Here is a 24302-nt window from a genome sequence, read left to right as displayed (position 1 = left end):
TCACCCCCCGCCCGCGGCGGTCCCTGCACGAAGGCCGTGCCGTTCCCCCCGGCGGCGCGGCCTTTTTCGTGCAGCCGCTTTTCTTCAACCGCCTCTCAACCGCTTCAATGCACCGGTGGATCGACCGGCGGCACGGTGCCCACCGGAGCGACGGGCTCGCCCGGCTCGCGCGGCGGCAAGGCGTTTTCCGGCACTTCGGCGATCTGCATGTCCGGTGTCGCCACGTGTTCCAGGTTGCGCGCCTCCACGCGCAGATCGTCACCGTCGATCAGTATCTCGTTGAAGCTGGGCGGGGTCGAGCGGATGCGCCGCGAAAGCGTGCCCGCACCGATCATCCGCAGCGGGCCGGCCGCGGTTTCCGCCACGAGATCGAAGGGATCGTGGATATGGCCGGAAAGCACCGCCATCACCTTGCGTCCGGCAAGCGCTTCCATCGCCCTGGTTCCGTTGATCGTCAGCAGCTTGCCATCATGCCTGCGCTCGGTGAGCGGGTGGTGCGCGGCGACGAGAATCCGGGTCCCCTCGGGATGGGCATCGATCGCCGCGAGGCACTGTGCCAGCGCCTTGCCCGTCACCCAGCCGTTCGACCAGGGAAAGCGCTGGTACTGCGCCCGGGTAGTGGTCCGCAGCGGGACCACGGCGAGACCGGGAAGGTCCAGCTCCGATTCGACCATCCGCTTGATCGCCTTGAAGCGGCCATAGGGTCCAAGAAAGCGCTCGTAGAGGTTGAAATAGGGAATGTCGTGGTTGCCGACCTCGACCGTGACCGGCACTTCAAGCCCGCTGATCCACGCGCTGGCGGCGCGAAATTCGCGGTGCCGCGCGCGCATCGTCAGATCGCCGGTGATCGCGACGGCATGCGGCTTTTCGCGCGCGATGCACGCGCGGGCCCAATCCAGCGCAAGCCGATCCTCGAGCCCGAAATGAATATCGCTCAGGTGAAACAGCTTGAGCCGGCCGCCATACATCGCGGAAACCCTACCGTGCATCGGCCCGCCCCGAATCGCGCGTCGTCACCAGATCGACCTGGCAGGGCATGATTTCGAACACCTCTTCGGCGGCGCCCTCATGCGGTTCACCATCGATCAGCAGGCCCATCCGCTCTCCCTCCGGGCAGACCAGCCGGACCTGCCCGTGCCGGCCGAGTTCGTCATGCGGGCCATCGCGAAAGTTCCGATTGAGCAAGGCGATCCCCTGCCCGGCGTAGTCGCCGAGCGATTCGGCATAATAGCCGTTCGCTTCAAGGCCGTCGTCATGCGGAGTCACAGTGATCGCGGCATAGCCTTCCTCGCGCCCGCCGTCGATGTGTTCGCACACCACTTTCGGGCCGCTGGCGGAATAGCTTATGGCCTGGCGCGCGGTGGCGACGAATTCGAGGATGTCGGCCGCGCGCATCGCCTCGCGCACATCGTTCCATACCGCGCCCGGGCCGGCGAGGACACCGGTCAGGCCCATGCCATGGCGGGACCGGATAACCGCCGGACGGACGCGGCGCGGAGGCCCCCCGGCAAGGCGGGCGACGATCTCGGGCGCCGGCACGTCGCCGTGCAGGCGTTTGGCCAGCATGTTCATCGTTCCCCCCGGCAGGACCAGGACCGCCCCGCTCCAGCCGGAAGCCGCGGCGACCGCCGCATGGACCGTCCCATCCCCGCCGAACACGGCCAGCAGACCGACACCCGCGGCCTGGAGCTCGTCCGGCCGGGGCGCCGGCTCATCCGGGAAACGAATCGTGCGATCGATCGTGAAACCGGCATCGACCAGCGCGGTCCGCACGCCTGCCACCGCCTCTTCGTCGTTGCCGCCGCTCGCCGCATTGCAGACCAGCCAGACCCTTCTCGCAATACCGTCCTTGGATTGTGCCATACCGGGGTAAAACCAGGGACGCGGCCAGGTTCCCGTCAAACCCGGCCGCTGGCGATCAACCAGGCCGAAAACCCGTTCAACACCGTGTAGAACGCATAAAGCCCGATCCAGCCGACCGACCCAGCCGCCGCCATAATCATCGCACCCAGCAGCATGGCAAACTCCACGACCAGGCTGAGCCGGCCGCCCAGCGGCCGGAACAACCAGGAGACCTGCGCCAGCATCGGATGGCCGCTTTCCAGCACCGCCTTGTGCGCGGCGAAGTTCACCACGCCCAGGCAGAAGACGACGATGAGGGCCAGCATGACCCTGCTTCTACAACCTCACCTTCCGACTGGCCAGCGTCCGGGCATCATGGCCCGATGCGCACGATTCGATCCTCCAGGTGGGCCATTGGCGCAACGGCATTGCATGTTGTTCGTCGACTACAGATGTCGTTCGTCCAATCCTCTCGCGCTTCGTCGAACATCGATCCCCCGCAATCGAACCCCGCGTGATCGGCCCCGCGATCGGGCGCAGAACAGGTTCATCGAGCCGCACAGCCCCCCGCCGGCTCGCCCTGAGGAGGAAATCACGATGTTCAAGAACGCCCCTATCGCCGCCGCGCTGCTCGGCCTTGCCCTCACCGCCACGCCGGCCTTCGCCGGTGAAGCGACGAAAGTGCAGGTCATGTACAAGGACCTCGACCTGACCACGCCGGAAGGCCAGCGCAAGCTCGAACGCCGCCTGGACATGGCTGCCCGCGAGGCCTGCGGCTACGACCAGCGCGTCACCGGCTCCCACCTGCCGAGCGCCCAGTCGCAGGCTTGCTACAAGCAGGCGCGCGCCAAAGCGAAGGATTCGATGGCTGCCGCCATCGGCAACGCCGACGGCCGCCTGGGCGGCTGAGCGCGGCGAAAGCCGATCCACCCTGCTTCTCACCCTGATTTCTCCAGGTCCCAAAAAAGAAAAGACCCGGAAAATGACTGGCGGGCCCTAGCGGCCCGCCATTTTCTTTACCGCCGGCAGATAAGTGCGGCCGATCCGCAAGGCCTCGCCATCGGCGGTTTCCACCGACCAGACCCCCAGCCCTTCATGCCTGAGGCCGGCGACGTGATCGCGGCGCAGGATGCAGCTGCGATGGATGCGGATGAACCGATCGGGATCGAGCCGCTCCTCCAGCCCGGTGATGGTCTGCAGCAGCAGGAAGCTTTGCCCATTGACGTGCAGCCGGACGTAGTCGCGCTCGGCATCGATGCGCTGGACGTCGTTGGCCGGAACGCGAACCAGTTCCGAGCGAAGCGGCACCCAGAACTCCTCAAGCCAACGGCCGGCCTGCCCGTCTCCCGGTTCGGCCCGCTGGCCGCGCCGCGAGACGACGCGCCCAACGGCGCGCTCGAGCCGATCCGGCGCGACCGGCTTGAGCACGTAGTCCACGGCGTCGAGGTCGAATGCCTCGACGGCGAATTCGTCATGCGCGGTCACGAAGATCACCGCCGGCGGATCGGTCCGGCCCGAAAGCTGGCGGGCAACGGTGAGCCCGTCGGTGCCCGGCATGGTCAGGTCGAGCAGGAGAAGATCGGGCGTCAGCGCCTCGACCAGCCGTAACGCCGCCTGGCCGTCGCTCGCGGTGCCGATCACGGCAAGACCCGCGATCCGGGCGCAGATCACCTGCAGGCGCTCAACCGCAAGCGGCTCGTCGTCGACGATCAGCGTGCGCAAGGGGGGGCCGTTCGGCTGTTCGCCGGTTTGCGTCTCAGGCACGGCCAAGCTCCAGCGGCATGCGCAGCACCGTCTCGAAACCGCCTTCCGGTCGCTTGCCGAAAGCCAGGGTGCCGGCCCGGCCATAGCGGGCGTGCAGGCGGTCACGCACATTGGCGAGGCCGATGCCGCATCCTTCCGCCTTGCCCCGTTCGGTGCCCGGCCCATCGTCGCTGACAGTGATGACAAGCTGCCCGCCCTCGCGCCGCGCCTTGATGGTCACCGTCACCGGTTCCCGGCTGGCGGCGACCGCATACTTGACCGAGTTTTCGACAAGGGGCTGCAGGATCATGCCGGGCACCATCGCATCGACGGCGGCCGGGTCAACATCGATTTTCGTCAGCAATCGATTGGGAAAACGCACCGCCTCGATCGCGAAATAGAGCTTCTGCAACTCGATCTCGTCCACCAGCCTCAGGTCGCTGGTCGGATCGCCCGAAAGCGTGTGCCGATAGAAAGTCGAAAGTGTCTGGATCATCGTCTCCGCATCGTCCTGGCGGCCGGTCATGACCAATGCCGAGAGCGAGTTGAGCGTATTGAACAGGAAGTGCGGATTGACCTGATAGCGCAAGGACCGCAGCTCGGCCGCTTCCGCGGCGCGTCGGTACTCCCCTTCCCGGCGCTCGGCCGCGCGCGCCTGTTCGGCCTTGGCGAGCGCGAAATAGAGCGCGGCCCAGGCCAGGACCAGAAAGTAGCGTCCGAACGCGGTATCGGCGATCGCGGCCCAGCGCGCGTAGCTTTGACCCATTGTCTTGCCGGTTCGGATGGTGATCGCCGAACCGGTTTGGGCGGGCTCGCGGCCAACCTCGGGCACGGCCGGCGGCGTCTCCTCGGCGCTCCCGCTCGGCGGGACGGGCGGCGGGGCGGGCGGTGGCGGCACTTTGGGCAGGTCGACCAGGATGTTGCCGGCCTCATCGCGCGAGATGCGAACGTTTCCGGCCTTGATCGCGGCGGCATCCTCCTCGTCGCCATAGGCATGCGACATCTCGATGTCGGCGAAGACCGTATCGTTGATGACGCTCAGCAGCAGCGCGAGCGGGAGCGCGCCGATCAGGACAATCACCAGGCGCATCCCGCCGGACTTGCGGTCGATCATCTGCAGGAGCGGCCAGACCGCCGCCATGACCAGCATCGAAAGAATGCAGATCGTAAGCCGGCGCGAAATGATCGGCCAGGCAAGGTCGAAGCCCATGAAAGCCCCGCGCAGCGTCGCGACGAGGAAATAGCAGACCCACAAGGCGGCAAGCGAAAGCAGGACGAGACGCGCGGGAACGCGCGGGTTGGCGATTACATCCGTCATGACCGCCCGGGATAGCGCGAAAGCGTGCTTTCACGCCAGTTCTCCGGTCGGCGCGCGTGAGCGGTTCGTCGAACAAGGTCCTGGCAGGTCATCTTCCCGGGCCCTCCGAAAGCGAGGTCGCGTCGTCCTGGGGCGAGCCCGGGAGGAGGCTCAGGCCAGCAGCCCTTCCTTCGCGATCTTTACCTTCCACACCAACGGCGCCAGTTGGTGGACGTTCTGTCCCTCCGCGTCGACGGCGACCGTCACCGGCATGTCCTCGACGGTGAATTCGTAGATCGCCTCCATGCCGAGATCCTCGAAGCCCACCACTTTCGCCTCCTTGATCGCGCGTGCAACGAGGTAGGCGGCGCCGCCCACCGCCATCAGGTAGGCCGACTTGTGGTTGGCGATCGCCTGGGTCGCCGCCGGTCCGCGCTCGGCCTTGCCGACGCAGGCGAGCAGGCCCTGCTCCAGCATCATGTCCATGAACTTGTCCATGCGCGTCGCCGTGGTCGGGCCGGCCGGGCCGACCACCTCGTCGCGCACCGGATCGACCGGACCGACGTAATAGATCACGCGCCCCTTGAAATCGACGGGCAGTTCCTCACCCTTGGCCAGCATGTCCTGGATGCGTTTGTGTGCGGCGTCGCGGCCAGTGAGCATCTTGCCGTTCAGCAGCAGCCGGTCCCCCTGCTTCCAGCTCTGCACCTGCTCGGCGGTCAGGGTGTCGAGATCGACCCGGATCGCCTCCTTGCTCGGCGCCCACTGGACCTTGGGCCACTCGTCGAGCCTGGGGGTTTCGAGGAAGCTCGGCCCCGAACCGTCCAGCGTGAAATGCGCGTGGCGGGTGGCGGCGCAGTTGGGGATCATCGCGACGGGCTTGTTCGCCGCGTGGCACGGCCAATCGAGGATCTTGACGTCGAGGATGGTGGAAAGGCCGCCCAGCCCCTGCGCGCCGATACCCATGGCGTTGACCTTGTCGAAGATCTCGATGCGCAGCGCCTCGATATCGTTCCGCGGCCCGCGTGCCTTCAACGGGCCCATGTCGATCGGCTCCATCAGGCTCTGCTTGGCGAGCTTCACGCAGTGCTCTGCGGTGCCGCCGATGCCGATGCCGAGCATGCCCGGCGGGCACCAGCCGGCGCCCATCTGCGGCAGCATCTCCAACACCCAGTCGACGATCGAATCGCTGGGGTTCATCATCTTGAACTTGGACTTGGCCTCGCTGCCGCCGCCCTTGGCGGCGACATCGACCGAGACCTTGCTACCCGGAACCATGGTGACCGAGAGCACCGAAGGCGTGTTGTCCCTGGTATTGCGGCGGGTGAAGGCGGGATCGGCGAGCACCGAGGCACGCAGCTTGTTTTCGGCATTGCCGTAAGCGCGGCGCACGCCCTCATCGACGACTTCCTGCAACGAACGGTCGGATTCCAGGCGGCAGTCCTGGCCCCATTCGATGAAGACGTTGACGATGCCGGTGTCCTGGCAGATCGGCCGGTGTCCTTCGGCGCACATCCTGCTGTTGGTGAGGATCTGCGCGATGGCGTCCTTGGCGGCCGGGCCCTGCTCGGCCTCATAGGCTTCGCCCAGCGCCCGGATATAGTCCATCGGATGGTAGTAGCTGATGTATTGCAGGGCGTCTGCGACGGACTCGATCAGATCGTCTTCGCGGATGGTCACCATATCGGCCATGGAAAATGCGCTCCCGGTTTTCGCGGATCACGTGAATTCGCGCGCCCCCATAAGCCGCATGCAAGGTATCGTCAAAGTACTTGCATGGATCGACGAAGGTAGCGTCAAAGCGCTTGGCCTCCCTGGCGGCTTGGCCTAGAAGGCGCCGCACAAGTGCCGTCGTTGCGGAAACCCGATGCGCCCCCCGCGCGTCATCCGCGAATGCATGAGGGAATTGCACCAGATGACCTTGACCGAGGATCGGTCTGTGCCTGAAATCGCCCAGGCCACCGTAGCCAAGTCCGCCGCTCGCCATGCCATGATCGTCAGCCAGTTGCGCACCAGCGGCGTCAACGAGCCCTGGGTGCTCGCGGCGATGGGCGGCGTCGCACGCGAAGACTACGTGCCGGAGGCAATGCGCGATGCCGCCTATATCGACCGGGCGATCCCGCTCGGCGGCGGCCGCTTCCTCGCCGCCCCCCTCGTTCACGGCAAGATGCTGGCCGAGGCCGCGCCTTCCGGCACCGACAAGGCGCTGCTGATCGGCGACGGCGAAGGCTATCTCGCCGCGCTGCTGCGCCCGCTGGTCGGTTCGCTGGATGCCGTCGATCCCGCCGCCGTCCCGGGCTTTGCCGGGGCGGGCGGCTACTCGCTCATCATCGTCGACGGCGCCATCGAGGTCCTGCCCGAGGCGCTTGGCGCGCAGCTCGCCGAAGGCGGCCGCATCGTCACCGGCCTGCTGGTACGCGGCGTCACGCGCCTGGCGACCGGCCGCAAGATCGCCGGCGCCGTCTCGCTGCTCCCTCTCGCGGAGCTTGGCATCCCCGCCCTTCCCGAATTCGCAGCCCCCAGGCGCTGGAGCTTCTGAGCATGTCCCGGTCCGCCCGCCGGCTGCTGGCGAGTGCTGCCCTGCTGTCGGCAACGTTCGCGGCAACCGGCGGCATGACCGCGAGGGCGGATACGCTCCGCGAGGCACTGATCGCGGCCTACCAGACCAATCCCTCGCTCGAAGCCGCGCGCGCCCAGCAGCGCGGGATAGACGAAAACGTGCCGATCGCCCGCGCATCGGGCCTGCCCAGCGCCAGTACGGATGCCAGCTACACCGAATTCCTGAAGCGCAGTCCGAATTCCTTCACCAGCCCCGCGCGCACGCTGTCGCTCGGCGCGAACCTGGGCGTGCCGATCTATTCCGGCGGCGCGGTGAAGAACCAGGTCAAGGCGGCGAAATTCCGGGTCGAGGCTGGCCAGGCAAGCCTGCGCGGCACCGAAAGCGACATTTTCGCCGCGGTTGTCGCCGCCTACATGGATGTGATCCAGAACGAGGCGATCGTCGGGCTCAACCGCAAGAACGTCGATGTCCTGACCGTCAATCTCCAGGCGACCACCGACCGTTTCGAAATCGGCGACGTCACTCGCACCGATGTCGCCCAGTCCCAATCGCGTCTCGCGCTGGCGCAGAGCGATGCCCGCACCGCCGAAGCCAACCTGGCCGCCGCGCGCGAGGCCTACATCCAGCTAATCGGCAAGGCGCCCGAAGCCCTGGAGGCGCCGCCACCGCTGCCGAACCTGCCGGCCTCACCCGAAAACGCCGTCGACATCGCACTTGAGAGCAATCCGGACCTGATCGCCGCGCGCGAACAGACCAAGGCGGCCGACAAGGATATCGACGTGGCCGGGGCGGGCCGCCTGCCGCGCGTCAGCCTCTTTGCCTCGGGCGCTTACAACAATTATTTCGATACCCTGGGCGGATCCAGCGCGGCAGCCTTTGCCCAGACCGAGAAGACTGCCCAGGCCGGCGCGCAGATCTCGATCCCGATCTTCCAGGGCGGCCTGCCCGCGGCGCAGCGCCGCCAGGCCCAGGCCCAGGCCTCGGCGACCCTGGAGAACGAGATCGCGACCGAGCGCGGAGTGATCGCGCAAGTGCGTTCGGCCTACAGCTCGTGGCTGGCGGCAAACGACGTCATCCGCTCCTCGCAAGTCGCGGTCGACGCCGCCGCGCTCAGCCTTGAGGGCGTGCGGGCGGAAAACTCGGTCGGCAATCGCACGATCCTCGATATCCTCAATGCCGAGCAGGAATCGCTGAACGCGCAGGTCCGCCTGGTGACGGCGCGGCGCAATGCCTATGTAGCCGGCTTCAACCTGCTCGCCGCGATGGGCAAGGCAGAGGCGCGCGATCTCAACCTCGACAGCGACATTCTCTACGATCCCGAAATCAACTATGAACGGGTGCGTCGCAAGGTTTTCGACTGGGATGACGATCCGGCGCCCGTCGCGCGATCGGCCCGCACCGTTGACACGCCGGCGCAGGACGGGAACATTCCCGCCCAATAGGCATCGCCCGATTCGGGACCGGCCGGTGCATGCCTTACATCTGGATGTGGCGTCCGGATATGACTGGGGGACTGTTGGAATGCGTCAGAACGGTGAACCTTCGGTCGAGGAGATCCTCCAGTCGATCAAGCAGGTCATTGCCAGCGACAACCGGACAAGCGCACGCATCGAACGTCAGCGCCGCGCGACCAAGGGCGTACCGGAAGGCTCGGCCGCATCCGCACCGGAACCCGAGCCGGAACCCGAGGAAGACGTGCTCGAACTGCCGGAGACCGCGCAGCTGGAGAGCGATTTCGAAGAGGACGACGCGGAACCGGCGCTCGTCCATGCCGAAGTGCGCAACTCCATGCGCGAATCGCTCGCCGCGCTCGCCATGCTGTCCGAACCCAGCATGCCGCCGCAGATCGTCCGCTCGGGCGAGACATCGCTCGAAGGCCTGACCCGCGAGCTGCTGCGCCCGGCGCTCGCCGAGTGGCTCGACAAGAACCTGCCTCCGCTGGTCGAACGCTTGGTCGCGGCGGAAATCGCGCGGATAGTCGGCAAAAAGGGCTGAGCACGCCGTTTCGGGCCGACTTCGGGCCCGGGAAACCATGCTACCTGAGCGAGTTTTCATCCTCCAGCGGATCGACGATGCATTCGTCGTGTCCTGTTCCGCTCGAAAGGAACATCAGTCCCATCAGCGCCGATGCCAGCAACATCGTAAAACCGACGCCGAGCGCGGCCGCGATGTAGAAGTGGATCGGGACCATGCCGTTGGAGCGGTACAACAGGGCCACGGCGACAGCGACGAGGCCTATCGTCACCATCATCATCCAGCGCATGATCCGCAGATAGCGCGCCCAGGCATGCGCCGCGTTCCTGGGATCATCGAGGGGTGAAGGGGGTGTCATCGCCATTCCATGTGAGGCTTGCGGCGCCCGCCCGCAAGAGAATCGTGACCGGTGGGCCAAACGTGACTGTCGTCCAGTATCGCGCCCCACCGGCCTGCGGCTCGTCCCCGACCTGGGCAAGCGGCCGAAGTAGCGGATCAGCCCGGCTTGTGGTATTCTTCCCAGGTCCCGTCCGCAAACGACAGGATCGATCAAAAAACAGGGAGAGTCCGACGATGACAATTGGGCGCCTTATCGAAGGCCGCGACACCGTGCTTACCTGCGACGTCTCCACCACCGTGCACGAGGCGGCGGGCATTCTTGCGCAGCGCCGCATCGGCGCGCTGCCGGTCATGGAAGATGGTTCGATCGCCGGCATCTTTTCCGAACGCGACGTGATCTATCGCCTGCACGAATTCGGGCCGGAGATGCTGACCATGCCCGTCGGCAAGGTCATGACCGCGCCGCCCGTCACGGTCGAGCCGGCCACCCCGGTCCTCACCGCGCTGGCGCTCATGACCCGGCGACGGATCCGTCATCTTCCCGTGGTGGATGGCGGGCGCATGGTCGGCTTCGTCTCGATCGGCGATCTTGTGAAGTACCGGATCGACAAGGTCGAATCCGAAGCCGCGGCGATGCGCGATTACATCCAGATGGCATAGGCCGTCTTCGATCTCCATGTTCTCGAGGGCGGCTCGCGCCTTGCCGCGCGGTGTCGGGACGCTTACATTCCAGGCATGGACCAGCACAGCCTGACGCTCAGCCCCTCCGCGGCCGCCCGCATTGCCACGATTGCCGACAAACAAGGCAAGCCAGCGATCCTGCGCCTATCCGTCGAAGGCGGCGGATGCTCCGGCTTCCAGTACAAGTTCGGCCTGGCCGATGCGCCGGAGACGGAAGATTCGGTCGCGGAGACCGATGGGGTGAAGCTGGTCGTCGACCCGGTCAGCCTCGACCTCGTCCAGGGCTGCATCGTCGATTTCGTCGAATCGCTGGGCGGCGCGGCGTTCCGGGTCGAGAATCCCAACGCGGCGGCCGGCTGCGGCTGCGGATCGAGCTTCTCGGTGTGAAAAAAGTCGCCACGTTCAATATCAACGGTGTCAAGGCGCGCCTGCCGCGCCTGCTCGAATGGCTTGAAGAGACTCGCCCGGCTGTGGCCTGCCTGCAGGAGATCAAGTCGCAGGACGAAGGCTTTCCGATCGCCGAGTTCGAGAAGCTGGGTTACAAGGGAATCTGGCACGGCCAGAAGGGTTTCAACGGCGTCGCCATCCTGGCCGATGGCGAGCAGCCCGTCGAAGTGCAGCGCGGGCTCGACGGAGAGCCCGAGGACGATCATTCGCGCTACCTCGAAGCCGATGTCCTCGGCCTGCGCGTGGTGTGCATCTATCTGCCCAACGGCAATCCGGTGCCCGGCCCCAAGTTCGATTACAAGCTGCGCTGGATGCAGCGGCTGCGCCACCGCATGGCCGCGATCAAGGCCGAGGAAGTGGCGGCGATCGTCACCGGGGACTACAATGTGATCCCAACCGACCAGGACGTCTGGTCGCCGCCGGCCATGGCCGCCGATGCGCTCATGCAAAGCGAATCGCGCGATGCCTGGTTCCGACTGCTCGGCGATGGCTGGACGGACGCCCTGGCGACTCACAATCCGCGCGGCGGCGTGTGGACTTACTGGGATTACCAGGCCGGCGCCTGGCAGCGCGACCATGGCTTTCGCATCGATCACGCCCTGCTCTCGCCCGAGCTTGCCGACCGCCTGGTCGCCTGCGGCGTCGACAAGATCCATCGGGGCCGCGAGAAGGCCAGCGATCACGCGCCGGTGTGGGTGCAGTTCAGGGATTGAAGCGGGGAAGGGGCCGTTTGAACGTCCCTTCCGCTCCTCAGCGATAGAAGATGTGGTTATCGACGCGCGCCAGGCGCGTCAGGCGCCAGTTCGGCGAGACGCTGGCGGCGTGGAAGAACAGCGCACCCTTCGCCGGAGTCTTCCAACTGCCGTCGTGGGCGATCTGCGCGATCGCCAGGGCCTCGTGCCAGTCGCGCGAACTCTCGCGGATCGCCGGCATCGCGCGGCCGCGCACGAAGGAAAATTGCGATGGCTGGTAGACGACCCCGCAATAGCTGCCGGGGAAACGCCCGGATTCCGCTCGATTGACGATTACGCGGCCAACCGCGAGCTGGCCTTCAAGCGATTCGCCGCGTGCCTCGAAATAGATTGCCCCGGCAAGGCAGCGCATCTCGCCGCTCAGCGGCTGCGGGATCGCCTGCCGCGAAACCAGCTGCGAAAGCGAGGTTGCGTTGATGAGGCTATCCGCCGGCGCTTCTGCCACGGCTTCGGCGGGAAGGGGCTGGACAACCGGCTGGGAAACGAATTCCACGGCGGGTTCCCGTTTGGTCAGGATCGGAACCATGTCCGATGCGACCGCGCCCGAACCCTGGGCACTGAATAGCAGGGTCAAAACCGTTGCGGCCAGCGCGATCGCGCTTGCCCACTGAACCTTGCTTCGCATTATGTCTTGATCGAGGGCGGTGAACCAGTCCGACACAGGCTGGAACAGAGCACCGCGATACCGCGTTCAACCTCTGTTCACGCCTGCCGACGATTCCCCGTCTGCGTGCTAGCCGGGAAACCGAAGTGTCGCCCATGCCGCTTCCGCGCTTGCGAAGGGCCCCTTAGCCCGCATTCCTTACCAGTCAACTAATTTCGCCGGTGAGCCCGATGAACCGTTCGCCTTGCGCGACGTCCAACTCGATGATCCACAAATCCGGATCCTGGGCACTTCTGCGCGTCAGATACTCTGAGAATTCCTGCTTGTTTTCAATATCCTGTTCCTTCGAGCAGGACCAGGCACGGGTTCCATCCAACTGCGGCATACGCTCATAGGCGCGCGCCTTCCCGCCTTTTTCGGTCAGCACGACCATGATCGCGCCGGCATCGCGTTCACCCTTGCTGAGCACCGCGGCAAAGCCGCCCTCGGCCTCGACGCTGCGAATCAGCGCCGCGACTTCAAGATGGGCCGGAAGGCGCGATGCCAAGGTTCAGGACGCCGGCCGCCGACCCGAATAACCGGGCAGGCTCGATAGCGCGACGCGCGAACGCATGAAGGTTCCAGTGCCGCGCCCGACTTCTTCACCCTCCTCATCGACCAGCCGCGATTCCGCGACGAGGACCCGGCGGCGACCGCTCACCCAGTGGCCCTCGGCTACGATGCTGCCACCCTTGATCGGCTTGCTCAGGTGCAGGTTGAAGGACGTGGTCAGCAGGAAACGGTCGGTGACAAGCGTATTGGCCGCATAGAACGCGGCGTCGTCGAGCATCTTGAAATAGATCGTGCCGTGCGCGGCACCGGCGGCGTGAAAGCAATCCGGCTCGACCGTGAACGTGATGCGCGAAAGCCCCTCGCCGACAATCTCCAGCACGGAGCGGAACTTGTGGTTGATCGGCGCGGAAGCATAGAGCCCCTCCAGCGCACGCCAATGCAGGTCGGCGCCGGAAACATCCGGCGCCGTGCCGGGCTTCAGGTCAAGCGGCATCGCGGTCGATGACATTGCTCAGCAGGCTGTAGAGCACTTCCGGCCCCGGGGCCGCCAGCAGCGCTTCACGCATCCGCTCGTCACGCATCAAGCGCGAGATCGCCGCCAGGGCGTGAAGGTGCGTGGCTCCCGCGCCGTCGGGAGAAAGCAGGCCGAAGACGAGATCGACCGGCATCCCATCGGCGGCATCGAACTCGACCGGTGATTCCAGGCGCATGAACGCGGCGACCGGTCGGCCGAGCCCGGGCATGCGGGCATGCGGGATTGCGATACGGCGTCCGAAGCCCGTGCTGCCCAGCCCTTCCCGCTCGACCACACGCTCAAGAACCGCATCGCGATCCAGATCGTAGACCTCGGCGAACAGCTTCGCGAGCCGCCCCAGGATAATGTCCTTGCTGTCCGCGCTCACCGTGATGACGGCCTCGGGCAGCAGTGTGAAAAGACCGCTCATATCGCTTCTGATTCTAGGATTTGACTGATGTTCAATGATGGCATGCCCCCAAACTCCCGGCGAACCGGGAGCCTTTTCCTCTCCTCCGATCAGAAATATGCAACGCCGCCAGGGGCGTCAGTGCGGTTCGACCCAGCCGATCGAACCGTCGCCGCGGCGATAAACCATATTATGGCGTCCAGTGCCAGCATTTTTGAACAGAAGAGCCGTGGTATTGCGCAAGTCGAGCATCATGACCGCGTCCGAAACGGTCGCCTCGGGAACGTCGACACGAGTCTCGGCGATGACAACCGGCGCGTCCGCTTCGAACTCTTCCTCGTGGTCGCCCGCCGGTTCTTCGAAGATCGTGTAGGCTGCTTCTTCGTAGGCCGCGTCTTCCACCGCCATCGCATAGGCGGCCTGCTCGTGCCGATCCTTGAGCCGGCGCTTGTAGCGGCGCAATTGCTTGTCGATCTTCTCAGCCGCCTGGTCGAGCGAAAGGTGCGCGTCCTGCGCCATGCCGGTGCCCTTCAGCACAAGGTTCTGCATGACATGCATGATGATGTCGCAGCGAAAGGCCCCGGCCGGAGCCCGCCCGAACGTCACATGCGACGACAGCGCCCGGCTGAAGTACTTTTCTATGATCGCCGTCAGTCGTGCACTGGTGTGGATCTGCAAGGCCTCGCCAGTATCGACCTGGTGACCGGAGACGCGGATTTCCATGGGCGAATTCTCCTTGTGCTAGAGTTCATGCACCCCAGAGCGGGGTATCGACCGACTTGAGAAACTCCGCGTGCGCGGCGAGTTCCTCCTCGGTGGCCGCGTGTGGGCGCGGCTGACGATAGATACGGTCCTTTCGAACGAGAACCTTGATTTCCGTCACGATTTCGGTGGTTTCGGCAACCAGCTCAAGGCCGATCTGGCGCCCGCCGCACAGCTCCACATAGACCTGGGCGAGCAGCTCGGCATCGAGCAAGGCGCCATGCTTGGTGCGGTGGCTGCGGTCTATGCCGTAGCGGGTGCACAGTGCGTCGAGCGAAAGCTTGGCGCCGGGATGGCGCACTTTGGCGAGCGCGACGGTATCGACCATGCGATCGCGGCCGACCGCCGGCAAGCCGCACAGCGCCAGTTCGGCGTTGATGAAGTTGAAATCGAACCCGGCGTTGTGCGCCACCATCGGGCTGTCCGCGATGAATTCAAGGAATTCCCGCGCCAGTTCGGAAAACAGCGGCTTGTCGGCCAGGAAAGCGTCGGACAGGCCGTGCACCGCCTCCGCCTCGGCAGGCATCGGGCGCTGGGGATTGAAATAGGCATGGAAGGTCCGGTTGGTGACAACCCGGTTGACCATCTCGATGCAGCCGATTTCTACCATTCGATCCCCGTTTTTCGGGTCGAAACCGGTCGTTTCGGTATCGAAGATGATCTCTCGCATCCCTTTTCATATCTGCCTGCAAAGGCCCGGACGCAAGGGGCTGCCAGCGATTATTCCGCTCGTGTCAGCGTCCGCACGATGCCGGCCACCTGATCGCGCGTCGCTTCGAGCGATCCCCCGGTATCGATGACGAAATCGGCGCGCGCGCGTTTTTCCGCGTCCGGCACCTGAAGTGCCAGAATCTGCTCGAATTTTTCGGACGTCATGCCCGGCCGCGCAAGCACCCGCTGGCGTTGCTGCGCGGCCGGAGCGGACACTACGGCCACCGCATCAAGCCCCGCCTGACCGCCTTTTTCGTAGAGCAGCGGAACGTCGAAAACGATCAGCGGCGCCCCCGCGTTTTCGCGAAGGAAATCGCCGCGCATCGCGCCTACGGCGGGGTGAACGATTCGCTCGAGTCGCGCGAGCTTTCCTGGGTCCCCGAAGACCGCCGCGCCAAGCTTTTGCCGGTCGACACCCAGCGGTCCAGTGGTGCCGGGAAATTCCGACTCGATCGCGGCGAGCAAGGCGCCGCCCGGACCCTGCAAGGCGTGAACCGCCGCGTCGGCATCGAACACCGGCACGCCAAGCTCGCGAAACATGCCCGCAACGGTGGACTTGCCCATGCCGATCGAACCGGTAAGGCCAAGGACTTTCCGGGAGGTCATGACAGGATCAGCGCCCGCAGCGCCGCATCGTGCTCACGCGGGGGCCTGGTGCCGAAGAAATGCGCGAAAGCAGCGTCGGCCTGGCCGATCAGCATGGAAAGCCCGTCGATCGTTGTGAAGCCGGCGGTTCGCGCGCCCCGCAAAAACGCCGTGTCGAGCGGGCTGGTGACGATATCATAGACCAGGCTGCCGGGCGGCGCATGGCTGAAATCGAAGGCGAGCGGGGGCTGGCCGGCCATGCCGAGCGGACTGGCATTGACGATCAGGTCCAGGCAACCCTCGCGGTCGTCGAAGGCGAAGTCGGTGGGATCGCTGAAATGAGTGAGATCGATGGCGTGATGGTCGGTGCCGGGGGCAAGCTCGTCCAGCATGGCCCGCGCCTTGTCCGGATCACGCCCGGCCAGCACGATCACGAAGTGCTCCGCCGCCAGTGCGGCCACTATCGCCCGCGCCGCGCCGCCGGTGCCCAGTACCCGGGCCATGCGGAACAAATGCGTCTTCGCCAGTTCCGGCCGCAAGGGTTCGAGGAAACCGGGTGCATCGGTGTTATGGCCGGTCAACGTCCCGTCGGCTTCCCGCACCACCGTGTTGACCGCCCCGATCCGCGCCGCGAGCGAGTCCAGCCGATCGAGCAAAGGGACGATCGCCAGCTTATGCGGCATGGTAACGTTGCAGCCGCGCCAATCGGCGTCCGCGCGGCGCGTCGCAAGATAGTCGCCAAGGCCTTCCAGCCTGACCAGGCAATGGTCGTAACGGCCGGCGATACCCAGCTTGCCCAGCCAGAAGTTGTGGATCGCCGGCGACTTGGACTGGGCGATCGGATCGCCGATCACTTCGGCGTAAGGAACGCTCACTGTGGCATCACTCCCAGCTTGCGCAGCGCCGCCTGCACCAGCAGCAACGGCATGCCTAAGATGGTGAAATAATCGCCTTCGATCCTTTCAAACAGCTGCACTCCGCGCGCCTCGATCCGAAACACGCCGACACAGCCCGCGACTTCGGGCCACTCGGCATCGAGATAGCTGTCGATGAAGGCATCGGAGAGGGGGATGACATGCAGCCGCGCAAGCGACGGCCCGGCCCAGAGCACTTCGCCGTCCCGCACCAGTGCCGCCGCGCTGTGCAGGTCCATGATCCTGCCGGAAAAAAAGCGCAGGTGCTCGGCGGCCTGCGCGCGCGATTCCGGCTTGTCGAACCGCCGGCCCTGGCACGCAACCAGCGAATCGCTTCCCAGCACCAGCTCACCCGGCGCGGAAACGGCGAGCGCCTTGGCCTTGGCGAGTTCCAGCGCGATTTCGGCGGGCGGCGCGCCTTCCAGCGCCGTTTCGATGGCGCGCTCGTCGACATGGGCCGGCTGGGCGCGGAAACCAATGCCGGCGGCTTCGAGCATGGCGCGGCGCGATGCGCTCTGGGATGCAAGGACGATCATTCAGTTAATTTACCCGGGTTCAAATCGGCTTGGGGCCCACCTGGCCCTGTTCGCCAGCGGCCTTGCGCTCATTGTAGAGGTTGATGACGGCTGCGGCGGTCTCTTCGATCGAGCGGCGCGTGACGTCAATCACCGGCCAGGAATTGTCAGCGAACATGCGCCGGGCATATTTCACCTCGCTCTCCACCTTGTCGTTGTTGACATAGTCGGTATCGGGAGACTGGCTGAGCGAGAGCAGGCGATTGCGGCGGACCTGGATCAGCCGCTCCGGCGCGGTGGTCAGGCCCACCACCATCGGCCGCTTGAGCCCGAACAGCGCGGGAGGCGGCGGGCTTTCCACCACGATGGGAATATTCGCGACCTTGTAGCCACGATTGGCAAGATAGATGCTGGTCGGCGTCTTGCTGGTGCGCGATACCCCGGCCAGCACGATGTCGGCATCCTCCCAGTCCTCCCAGGCAACGCCGTCATCATGGGCGATGGTGAACTGGATCGCGTCGACCCGGGCGAAATAGGCATCGTCGAGCCGGTGCTGGCGACCCGGGCGGCCCTTGGCCTCCTGTCCGAGCAGCGCCTCGAGCGCGTCGGTCACGCCGTCGAGCACCGCGATCGCCGGCAGGCCCAGCGTCTGGCACCGTTCCTCAAGCCGGCCGCGCGTCTCCTCATTAACGAGGGTGAAGAAAACCAGGCCCGGGTTGGCGGCGATCTCGCCCATGATCCGATCGAGATGCTGCTGGGATCGCACCATCGGCCAGAAGTGCCGTAGCACATCGGAATCGTCGAACTGGGCAAGCGCGGCCTTGGCGATCATCTCCAGCGTTTCGCCGGTGGAATCGGAAAGGAGATGCAGGTGGAATCGCGCCATGAAAAGGGGTCCGCGAGAAGGTCTGACTGCTTGTGGATATCTATCGGCATAAACCACGGGAGCGTTCCGGTGACAACTCGCGAGGCGCATTTCATGCCCCTTACCGCGATTCCACCGCCCAGGTTGTGGACAGCCGGCAGGCCCGTTCCACAGCCTGTGGACAAGGCAGACAACCTTCGCTTGACCACGCCCGACACGGGAGTCGCCCGGGCCACTTCACCCTGTTCATTCCGGGACAAATCGGGCAAGGCGCGCTCGTCCCCACTATCCACAGGACCAACAGACTCCATCAACCTTTATAAGAATCTTATATTATTTTGATTGGATGAAAGACGCGATGCCCGGCCTCCTCCTGAACACGCTGCGTGGCGAGAATGCGAACAGGCGCCCCATCTGGCTGATGCGCCAGGCCGGACGCTACCTGCCGGAGTACCGGGCGCTGCGGGCGGAGAAGGGCGGCTTCCTGGCCTTGGTCTACGATACCGACGCGGCGGCAGAGATCACGTTGCAACCGATCCGTCGTTTCGGGTTCGACGGGGCGATCCTGTTCTCCGACATCCTGATCGTGCCTTACGCCATGGGGCAGGATCTGCAGTTCCTGGTTGGCGAGGGGCCGAAACTATCCCCAAGGCTGGTCGATCACACCCTCGGGGGTCTGAACGAAGTGCCCGCGCGGCTCACGCCGATCTACGAAACCGTCGGGAAAGTGCGCGCCGCGCTGCCTGTGGATAAAACCATGCTGGGTTTTGCCGGCTCGCCCTGGACGGTCGCGACCTACATGGTTGCGGGCGAAGGCAGCCGTGACCAGCATGAGACCCGTGCCATGGCCTATCGCGATCCGGGTGCCTTCCAGGCGATCATCGACGCAGTGGTGTCGGTAACCGTGGACTATCTCTCGGGCCAGATCGACGCGGGCGCGGAGGCGGTGCAGCTGTTCGATTCCTGGGCGGGCAGCCTTGCTCCGGCGCAGTTCGAAAAGTGGGTGATCGCACCCAATGCGGCGATCGTCGCAGCCGTAAAGGCGCGCCATCCGGAAACGCCGGTCATCGGTTTTCCCAAGGGATCCGGTGAGAAGCTGGCGGCTTACGCGCGCGAAACGGCCATCGACGCGATAGGGGTGGATGAAACCATCGATCCGTTCTGGGCGGCCACCACATTGCCGGAAGGGCTTCCGGTACAGGGCAATCTCGACCCGCTGCTGCTGCTTTCGGGCGGCGAGGAACTGGACGGAGAGGCCCGCCGCGTGCTTGATGCCTTTGCCGGACGTCCCCATGTGTTCAACCTCGGCCATGGCATCGGCCAGCATACGCCGATCGAAAACGTCGAGCGGCTCCTTGCGACAGTGCGAGCCTGGGAGCACTGACAGGGATCGAAACAGACGGAAGCCGCCTCGCTCCGGCGAGAGGCGCTGACAGGATGACCTCATGGAGCAGATCTTGCAGACCACCTATCTCTGGCTGAAGGCCGGGCATATCATCTTCGTGATCTTCTGGATGGCCGGCCTGTTCATGCTGCCGCGCTATTTCGTATACCATCAGGAAGCAGAGCGTGGTTCGGCCGAAGAGGTGCGCTGGATCGACCGCGAGGCGAAGCTGCGCAAGATCATCCTGACGCCATCGCTGATCGCGGCCTGGGTCTTCGGCATTGCGCTGGCCAGTGCGGGAAACTGGTGGGTCGCACCATGGCTTCACGCCAAGCTGCTTTTTGTCGTCGCATTGACGGGCTATCACGGCTGGCTGGTGGGTTATGCGAAGAAGCTGGCCAAAGGCGAACGGCCATTGGTCGGCAAGACGCTGCGCCTGCTCAACGAGGTTCCCGGGCTGGCGGTGGCGGTGATCGTGGTGTTGGTGGTGGTGAAACCCTTCTAGAAGGAGGCTGGCACCGGCTTTACCAATCGATCGCCTCGCGCCCATGGGCTTTCAGGAACGCGTTCGCGCGGCTGAAGTGGCGGCAGCCGAAGAAGCCCGCGTGGGCCGACAGCGGGCTGGGATGCGGCGCGGTCAGCACCAGGTGGTGGCTTGAGGCAAGGCCAGGCACGCGCATCGCCTTTTTCCTGGCATGACTGCCCCAGAGCAGGAAAACGCATGGTTCCGGCTTGGCTGCGACCGCGGCGACCGCGGCATCGGTGATCGCTTCCCAGCCCCGGTTCTGGTGTGATCCGGCCTGTCCCTCCTGCACCGTGAGCGCATTGTTGAGCAGCAGCACGCCCTGGCGCGCCCAGTGTTCCAGGTTGCCGTGACGCGGCGGGGTCACTCCGCAGTCGCTCGCCAGTTCCTTGTAGATATTGACCAGCGAGGGGGGCATCCTGACTCCCTCCCGCACGGAGAAGGCGAGGCCATGGGCCTGCCCGGCGCCATGGTAGGGGTCCTGCCCCAGAATCACCACTTTCACCGAATCCAGCGGAGTCAGTTCCAGCGCGCGCAGCCGGCTGCCGCGCGGGGGATAGATGCGCTTGCCCGCCGCTTCCTCCGTCTTGAGCCAGCCGCCAAGCCGGCGCGCCTCTGCGCTCGCCAGTACCGGCGTCAACACCGGCTGCCAGCTGGGCGGGACAGCTTGCGTGCCGCCTGTTGCAGTCATGCCCTAAGCCTCCCGAAAATACCGGCGCCCATTGCGAAACACGTGCCTAGTCCCTAAGCATTTCCGGACCATGGCTGTCCATCTCCACGAAGAAGATCTCCCCGAAGGCGTGCTCGCACCCGGGTCTGTCGCCATCGACACCGAGACGATGGGGTTGATTACCCCGCGTGACCGGCTGTGCGTGGTGCAGATTTCCGATGGCCTGGGCGATGAGCACCTGGTGCGCTTCGCCCCCGGCAGCAGCTATGCCGCGCCCAACCTCAAGGCCGTGCTGGCTGACCCGGGGCGGCTCAAGCTCTATCACTTTGCCCGCTTCGACCTTGCCGCGATCGAACATTACCTGGGCGTCATGGCCGCGCCGGTGTTCTGTACCAAGATCGCCAGCAAGCTGGTGCGCACTTATACCGACCGCCATGGCCTGAAGGATCTGGTGCGCGAGCTGCTGGGCAAGGAAGTATCCAAGCAGCAGCAGTCGAGCGACTGGGGCGCGCGCGAGCTGACTGACGCGCAGAAGGATTATGCTGCTTCGGACGTGCGCTATCTCCATGCCATGCACGCGATCCTGGTCGAGCGTCTTGCCCGTGAGAAGCGCACCCAGTTGGCCCAGGCCTGCTTCGACTTCCTGCCCGCTCGGGCACGGCTGGACCTTGCCGGCTGGCCCGACCATGACATCTTCAGCCACGAAGCCGCCTGACCCGCCGGCCTTCGAATCACACCGGAGCCTGATCGCCGATGTCGGTGGAAGCCATCCAGATCCGCAACCGCCGCCGGCACTTTGCCGCGCCCGGCGGTTCGCATGACCGGCTGGTCGGCTTCCTGGCCAAAGCGCTGCCCGCCGCGGTCGGCCTGGTGAGTGCGGTGATGATCCTGATGCCGCTATCGCCGCGCGGCGAGATCAGCTTCCTGCTCGATCGCAACAAGGTGGCGATGACCAATGAACGCATCAAGCTTGAGGATGCCTCTTATCGAGGGCAGGACGATCGCGGGCGCGGCTTCGTGGTGACGGCGGGCACAGCGGTGCAGCAATCGGCCACCATTCCGATAGTCGAAATGCTGGATCTTTCCGCGCGGATCAGCCTGAACGACGGGCTCGCCCAAGTTGCGGCACCGCGTGGTGCCTACAATTACGATACCGAGAAGATCGCCATTTCCGGACCTGTCCAGTTGGCCGCGCCCGACGGCTATCGCATGTCGACACGCAACGTGGCTGTCGACGTCAAACGGAAAGTCGCGGTTGGTTCGGGCGGTATCGAGGGTACGGTGCTGACCGGAACGTTCCGCGCCGATTCGATGACAGCCGACCTGGAAAACCGCACGGTCACCCTGGAAGGCAACGCCCGGTTGCACATGACGCCGGGGAAGTTGAGGATACCCCAATGACGCTTCGTCTCCCGCGCCTGCCCGCATTTCGCCCGCTGGCCTTGCGCGCGGCGGTGGCCGTCCCGCTCCTCGGCATGGCTGCCCTGGCCGTTTCCCAGCAGCTGGAGGCACAGGTCTTTCCCGGCCACAACACCAATGCCCCGGTGGACTATTCCGCCGATCGCATAGAGTTGCAGGACAAGGAGAACCGCGTCGTGCTCTCCGGCAACGTCGATGTGCGCCAGGCGGATCTGCGGCTGCGCGCAGCGCGAACGGTCGTCAATTTCACCAATGTTGGCTCGCTGCAGCTCCAGCGCATCACCGCCAGCGGCGGAGTGGTGGTTACCCGTGGCGATGAACGGGCGACCGGCGACGTGGGTGTCTACGACTTCGGCCAGAAGATCATCACCATGACCGGCAACGCCACGCTCAAGCGCGGGAACGGCGATACATTGCACGGCGGACGTTTCGTGATTGATCTCAAGAGCGGTGTGTCGTCGGCATCCGGCGGACGCGTCTCGGGTACGTTCAGCGTTCCGAAGAAGAACTGATACCAAGTCTTTTGAAGCGAGACTCATCGCCCCCCTCGTCACCCGCGAGGCGGCGAAGCCGCCGACGCAATCCAGGGTAGTACAAAACCGCCCTGGCCGACACTCTGGATTGCCGCACTGCCTACGGCGGCTCGCAATGACGAAGGCAAGGAGAACAAGAATTCCGATCGCTGCTGCAATGAGCCAGCCGAGGGGCAGGGCGCTTGACACCCTTCGAGAGGTTCAGGGTGAGCGGTCTTGATCCGGATTTCGGGGTCTGCGCCTTGGATCGAGAGCGGTGTTGCGCCGCCCCGGATCAGAACGCGCGGTCGTGGACGAGCACCCGCAGGGTCAGGAAGATGATCTGGATGTCGCGCATGATGGTCCAGCCTTCAAGGTATTCGAGGTCGGACTGGAGGCGGTTTATCAGGTCGGATTCATGGTCGGTGGCGCCGCGGTAGCCGCGCACCTGGGCCAGGCCGCTGAGGCCGGGCTTGAGGCAATGGCGCTGCCAGTAGCGCAAGTCCACTTCCCAGAACAGCTTGTCGCCGGCCAGCGAGCCGGTGGCATGCGGGCGCGGACCGACCAGGCTCATGTCGCCCAGGAGCACGTTGAACAGCTGCGGCAGTTCGTCGATGCTGGTCGAACGGATGAACCGGCCGACACGGGTGATGCGCTGGTCGTCCTTCGATGCCGACTGGTTGCCGTCCGTGTCGCACAGGGCCTGTGTCATCGAGCGGAACTTGTACATGTTGAAGAAGCGGTTGCCGCGCCCCATGCGGCGCTGCATGAAAAATACCGGCCCGCCGTCCTGCAGCTTGACCGCGATCGCGATCGCGATCAGCAACGGCGAGAGCGCGACGATGGCAGAGCCGGCGAAGGCGACGTCGAACAGGCGCTTGATGGCGCGGTCACGCAGGCCCAGCGGACCCGCGGAAACCAGCAGCAGCCCGTGCTTGCCGACAACCCTCGCGCCCTGGGCGCCAAGGCGGGCGACCTCGTCGTCAAGCACTTCGCCATCGACATTCGCGCCCTTGAGCATCATCGCCCAGTCGGCGCGGCGCCCGGCGGGGCAGCTGACGATCACCCGATCGATATTGCGCAGGACCAGCCCCAGGCGATCGAGCGAGTGTGGATCGTTGAGATTGGGCCGCAGCCCCATCGCGGCGGCCGAGATACGAATGGAGCCGCGCAAGTTCACTTGCGGCCCGCCATCGTCGATGATGAGTTCGTTGATTACGTTGGCGCCGCAGCGCCACGCCACGAAACCGCGCAGTTGCAGGCGCATCCAGGCGATCAGCAACATCGCGCCGAGCGAACCGCCGTTGAAGACGGAGCGCGATACGTCCGTATCCGGGCGGATGAGGAACTGCACGAAGACGACGACGACCATGGCTATGACCATGGCGACCACCGCGCGGAATATGCCCGACCAGCTCTCCCGCAGCGAATCGATCGAATAGGAGCCATTGTAGAGCGCCAATGTCAGGTAGATCGGCAGGATCAGCTGCGCATGGACCAGCGAGTCGGACAGACCGGCGTTGCCGGCAAAGAGATAGCCGGTGACGCTGAAGCCCACGACAGTCGAGAAAATGTCCCCGATGAAAAGGGCCAGGTAGCATTGCAGCCGGCGTCGCTCCCGCGATGGAGCGACGAGAAGTTCATCGGTTTCCGCGCGCTCCTTCAACAGTGCACGCGCAGCAAACGGCGCGTTCATCGGTCCTGCACTCCCCGTTACCGTCGTCACGC

The 24302-nt window shown here is 65.2% G+C and carries 31 protein-coding genes; 12 read left to right on the top strand and 19 right to left on the bottom strand.

Annotation, left to right across the window (positions count from 1 at the left end):
- Positions 1-104 precede the first annotated feature (104 nt).
- The 3 genes from BM052_RS13030 to BM052_RS13020 are packed head-to-tail and all read right to left on the bottom strand — an operon-like array spanning position 105 to position 2168.
- Complete coding sequence (locus tag BM052_RS13030) at positions 105-989, bottom strand: metallophosphoesterase family protein (RefSeq protein WP_255406125.1); 885 nt, start codon at positions 987-989, stop codon at positions 105-107.
- On the bottom strand, positions 979-1863 hold the full coding sequence (locus BM052_RS13025; RefSeq protein ID WP_091147555.1) for a diacylglycerol/lipid kinase family protein: 885 nt from the start codon (positions 1861-1863) through the stop codon (positions 979-981). The genes BM052_RS13030 and BM052_RS13025 overlap by 11 nt, the downstream gene beginning before the upstream one ends.
- 35 nt (positions 1864-1898) lie before the next feature.
- Positions 1899-2168: a hypothetical protein gene (locus tag BM052_RS13020; RefSeq protein WP_091147552.1), complete on the bottom strand. Its 270-nt coding sequence runs from the start codon at positions 2166-2168 to the stop codon at positions 1899-1901.
- 271 nt (positions 2169-2439) lie between these two features.
- On the opposite strand from BM052_RS13020, the gene BM052_RS13015 reads away from it, so the two are divergent.
- Positions 2440-2751, top strand: a complete 312-nt coding sequence (locus BM052_RS13015; RefSeq protein WP_091147550.1) for a UrcA family protein — start codon at positions 2440-2442, stop codon at positions 2749-2751.
- Positions 2752-2838: 87 nt separating this feature from the next.
- Here the strand turns inward: BM052_RS13015 and BM052_RS13010 are convergent, their stop codons facing one another.
- The 3 genes from BM052_RS13010 to BM052_RS13000 form a co-directional block, all read right to left on the bottom strand.
- A complete protein-coding gene (locus BM052_RS13010; RefSeq protein WP_255406124.1) occupies positions 2839-3606 on the bottom strand; it encodes a LytR/AlgR family response regulator transcription factor in 768 nt (255 codons plus the stop codon).
- Positions 3599-4903, bottom strand: coding sequence for a sensor histidine kinase (locus BM052_RS13005; RefSeq protein WP_091147545.1), 1305 nt, complete (start codon positions 4901-4903; stop codon positions 3599-3601). Before BM052_RS13005 ends, BM052_RS13010 begins: the two co-directional genes overlap by 8 nt.
- Positions 4904-5053: 150 nt before the next feature.
- Positions 5054-6574, bottom strand: coding sequence for a fumarate hydratase (locus tag BM052_RS13000; RefSeq protein ID WP_091147542.1), 1521 nt, complete (start codon positions 6572-6574; stop codon positions 5054-5056).
- 223 nt (positions 6575-6797) lie between these two features.
- Here BM052_RS13000 and BM052_RS12995 point away from each other — a divergent pair, with 223 nt between their 5' ends.
- The 3 genes from BM052_RS12995 (at position 6798) to BM052_RS12985 (ending at position 9437) form a co-directional block, all read left to right on the top strand.
- On the top strand, positions 6798-7421 hold the full coding sequence (locus BM052_RS12995; RefSeq protein WP_091147540.1) for a protein-L-isoaspartate O-methyltransferase family protein: 624 nt from the start codon (positions 6798-6800) through the stop codon (positions 7419-7421).
- 2 nt (positions 7422-7423) lie between these two features.
- Positions 7424-8884: a TolC family outer membrane protein gene (locus tag BM052_RS12990; RefSeq protein ID WP_091147538.1), complete on the top strand. Its 1461-nt coding sequence runs from the start codon at positions 7424-7426 to the stop codon at positions 8882-8884.
- Positions 8885-8963: 79 nt separating this feature from the next.
- Complete coding sequence (locus BM052_RS12985; protein WP_091147537.1) at positions 8964-9437, top strand: DUF2497 domain-containing protein; 474 nt, start codon at positions 8964-8966, stop codon at positions 9435-9437.
- 40 nt (positions 9438-9477) lie between these two features.
- Here BM052_RS12985 and BM052_RS12980 read toward each other — a convergent pair whose 3' ends face one another.
- On the bottom strand, positions 9478-9774 hold the full coding sequence (locus BM052_RS12980) for a hypothetical protein (protein ID WP_091147639.1): 297 nt from the start codon (positions 9772-9774) through the stop codon (positions 9478-9480).
- Positions 9775-9989: 215 nt separating this feature from the next.
- Between BM052_RS12980 and BM052_RS12975 the strand changes: the two genes are divergently transcribed.
- From BM052_RS12975 to xth, 3 genes are all read left to right on the top strand, one after another.
- Positions 9990-10415, top strand: coding sequence for a CBS domain-containing protein (locus BM052_RS12975; RefSeq protein ID WP_091147535.1), 426 nt, complete (start codon positions 9990-9992; stop codon positions 10413-10415).
- A gap of 75 nt (positions 10416-10490) precedes the next feature.
- On the top strand, positions 10491-10823 hold the full coding sequence (locus BM052_RS12970; RefSeq protein ID WP_091147534.1) for a HesB/IscA family protein: 333 nt from the start codon (positions 10491-10493) through the stop codon (positions 10821-10823).
- Entirely contained in the window at positions 10820-11596 is a 777-nt protein-coding gene (xth, locus tag BM052_RS12965; RefSeq protein WP_177198468.1) for an exodeoxyribonuclease III, read from the top strand. The genes BM052_RS12970 and xth overlap by 4 nt, the downstream gene beginning before the upstream one ends.
- A gap of 37 nt (positions 11597-11633) precedes the next feature.
- On the opposite strand, the gene BM052_RS12960 is transcribed toward xth, so the two are convergent.
- From BM052_RS12960 to BM052_RS12915, 10 genes are all read right to left on the bottom strand, one after another.
- A complete protein-coding gene (locus tag BM052_RS12960) occupies positions 11634-12260 on the bottom strand; it encodes a cell wall hydrolase (RefSeq protein ID WP_091147636.1) in 627 nt (208 codons plus the stop codon).
- Positions 12261-12444: 184 nt separating this feature from the next.
- Positions 12445-12786: a DUF1491 family protein gene (locus BM052_RS12955; RefSeq protein WP_091147532.1), complete on the bottom strand. Its 342-nt coding sequence runs from the start codon at positions 12784-12786 to the stop codon at positions 12445-12447.
- A gap of 3 nt (positions 12787-12789) precedes the next feature.
- Positions 12790-13284 (bottom strand): PaaI family thioesterase, encoded by a 495-nt coding sequence (locus BM052_RS12950; protein ID WP_091147531.1) that lies wholly within the window; start codon positions 13282-13284, stop codon positions 12790-12792.
- A complete protein-coding gene (locus BM052_RS12945; RefSeq protein ID WP_091147529.1) occupies positions 13274-13735 on the bottom strand; it encodes a PTS sugar transporter subunit IIA in 462 nt (153 codons plus the stop codon). The genes BM052_RS12950 and BM052_RS12945 overlap by 11 nt, the downstream gene beginning before the upstream one ends.
- Positions 13736-13852: 117 nt before the next feature.
- The gene (gene hpf / locus BM052_RS12940; RefSeq protein WP_091147527.1) at positions 13853-14437 is read right to left on the bottom strand and encodes a ribosome hibernation-promoting factor, HPF/YfiA family; all 585 of its coding nucleotides are present in this window, start codon (positions 14435-14437) and stop codon (positions 13853-13855) included.
- A gap of 25 nt (positions 14438-14462) precedes the next feature.
- The gene (dnaQ, locus tag BM052_RS12935) at positions 14463-15146 is read right to left on the bottom strand and encodes a DNA polymerase III subunit epsilon (RefSeq protein ID WP_091147526.1); all 684 of its coding nucleotides are present in this window, start codon (positions 15144-15146) and stop codon (positions 14463-14465) included.
- A gap of 50 nt (positions 15147-15196) precedes the next feature.
- Positions 15197-15793 carry a dephospho-CoA kinase gene (coaE, locus tag BM052_RS12930; protein WP_091147523.1) on the bottom strand — a complete coding sequence of 199 codons (597 nt, stop codon included), beginning with the start codon at positions 15791-15793 and terminating at the stop codon, positions 15197-15199.
- Positions 15790-16647, bottom strand: a complete 858-nt coding sequence (locus BM052_RS12925) for a shikimate dehydrogenase family protein (RefSeq protein WP_091147522.1) — start codon at positions 16645-16647, stop codon at positions 15790-15792. The genes coaE and BM052_RS12925 overlap by 4 nt, the downstream gene beginning before the upstream one ends.
- On the bottom strand, positions 16644-17222 hold the full coding sequence (locus tag BM052_RS12920; RefSeq protein ID WP_091147519.1) for a Maf family protein: 579 nt from the start codon (positions 17220-17222) through the stop codon (positions 16644-16646). Before BM052_RS12920 ends, BM052_RS12925 begins: the two co-directional genes overlap by 4 nt.
- A gap of 19 nt (positions 17223-17241) precedes the next feature.
- A complete protein-coding gene (locus tag BM052_RS12915) occupies positions 17242-18087 on the bottom strand; it encodes a pyruvate, water dikinase regulatory protein (RefSeq protein WP_091147516.1) in 846 nt (281 codons plus the stop codon).
- A gap of 337 nt (positions 18088-18424) precedes the next feature.
- Here BM052_RS12915 and hemE point away from each other — a divergent pair, with 337 nt between their 5' ends.
- Together hemE and BM052_RS12905 are read left to right on the top strand one after the other, a co-directional pair.
- Complete coding sequence (hemE, locus tag BM052_RS12910) at positions 18425-19450, top strand: uroporphyrinogen decarboxylase (RefSeq protein WP_091147634.1); 1026 nt, start codon at positions 18425-18427, stop codon at positions 19448-19450.
- Between the two features lie 61 nt (positions 19451-19511).
- Positions 19512-19955, top strand: coding sequence for a CopD family protein (locus BM052_RS12905; RefSeq protein ID WP_091147514.1), 444 nt, complete (start codon positions 19512-19514; stop codon positions 19953-19955).
- A gap of 19 nt (positions 19956-19974) precedes the next feature.
- Here BM052_RS12905 and BM052_RS12900 read toward each other — a convergent pair whose 3' ends face one another.
- A complete protein-coding gene (locus BM052_RS12900; RefSeq protein ID WP_091147512.1) occupies positions 19975-20664 on the bottom strand; it encodes a uracil-DNA glycosylase in 690 nt (229 codons plus the stop codon).
- 70 nt (positions 20665-20734) lie between these two features.
- Here BM052_RS12900 and BM052_RS12895 point away from each other — a divergent pair, with 70 nt between their 5' ends.
- The 3 genes from BM052_RS12895 to BM052_RS12885 are packed head-to-tail and all read left to right on the top strand — an operon-like array spanning position 20735 to position 22574.
- Positions 20735-21358 (top strand): ribonuclease D, encoded by a 624-nt coding sequence (locus tag BM052_RS12895; RefSeq protein WP_091147510.1) that lies wholly within the window; start codon positions 20735-20737, stop codon positions 21356-21358.
- A gap of 38 nt (positions 21359-21396) precedes the next feature.
- A complete protein-coding gene (locus BM052_RS12890) occupies positions 21397-22044 on the top strand; it encodes an LPS export ABC transporter periplasmic protein LptC (protein ID WP_091147508.1) in 648 nt (215 codons plus the stop codon).
- The gene (locus BM052_RS12885) at positions 22041-22574 is read left to right on the top strand and encodes an LptA/OstA family protein (RefSeq protein WP_091147506.1); all 534 of its coding nucleotides are present in this window, start codon (positions 22041-22043) and stop codon (positions 22572-22574) included. The genes BM052_RS12890 and BM052_RS12885 overlap by 4 nt, the downstream gene beginning before the upstream one ends.
- Positions 22575-22869: 295 nt before the next feature.
- On the opposite strand, the gene BM052_RS12880 is transcribed toward BM052_RS12885, so the two are convergent.
- A complete protein-coding gene (locus tag BM052_RS12880; protein ID WP_091147504.1) occupies positions 22870-24270 on the bottom strand; it encodes a sugar transferase in 1401 nt (466 codons plus the stop codon).
- Positions 24271-24302: the final 32 nt, after the last annotated feature.

This window comes from Novosphingobium sp. CF614 (assembly GCF_900113255.1).
GTDB lineage: Bacteria > Pseudomonadota > Alphaproteobacteria > Sphingomonadales > Sphingomonadaceae > Novosphingobium.
The sequence above is the reverse complement of the archived record's forward strand: the minus strand, read 5'-3'. Positions and strand labels throughout refer to the sequence as shown.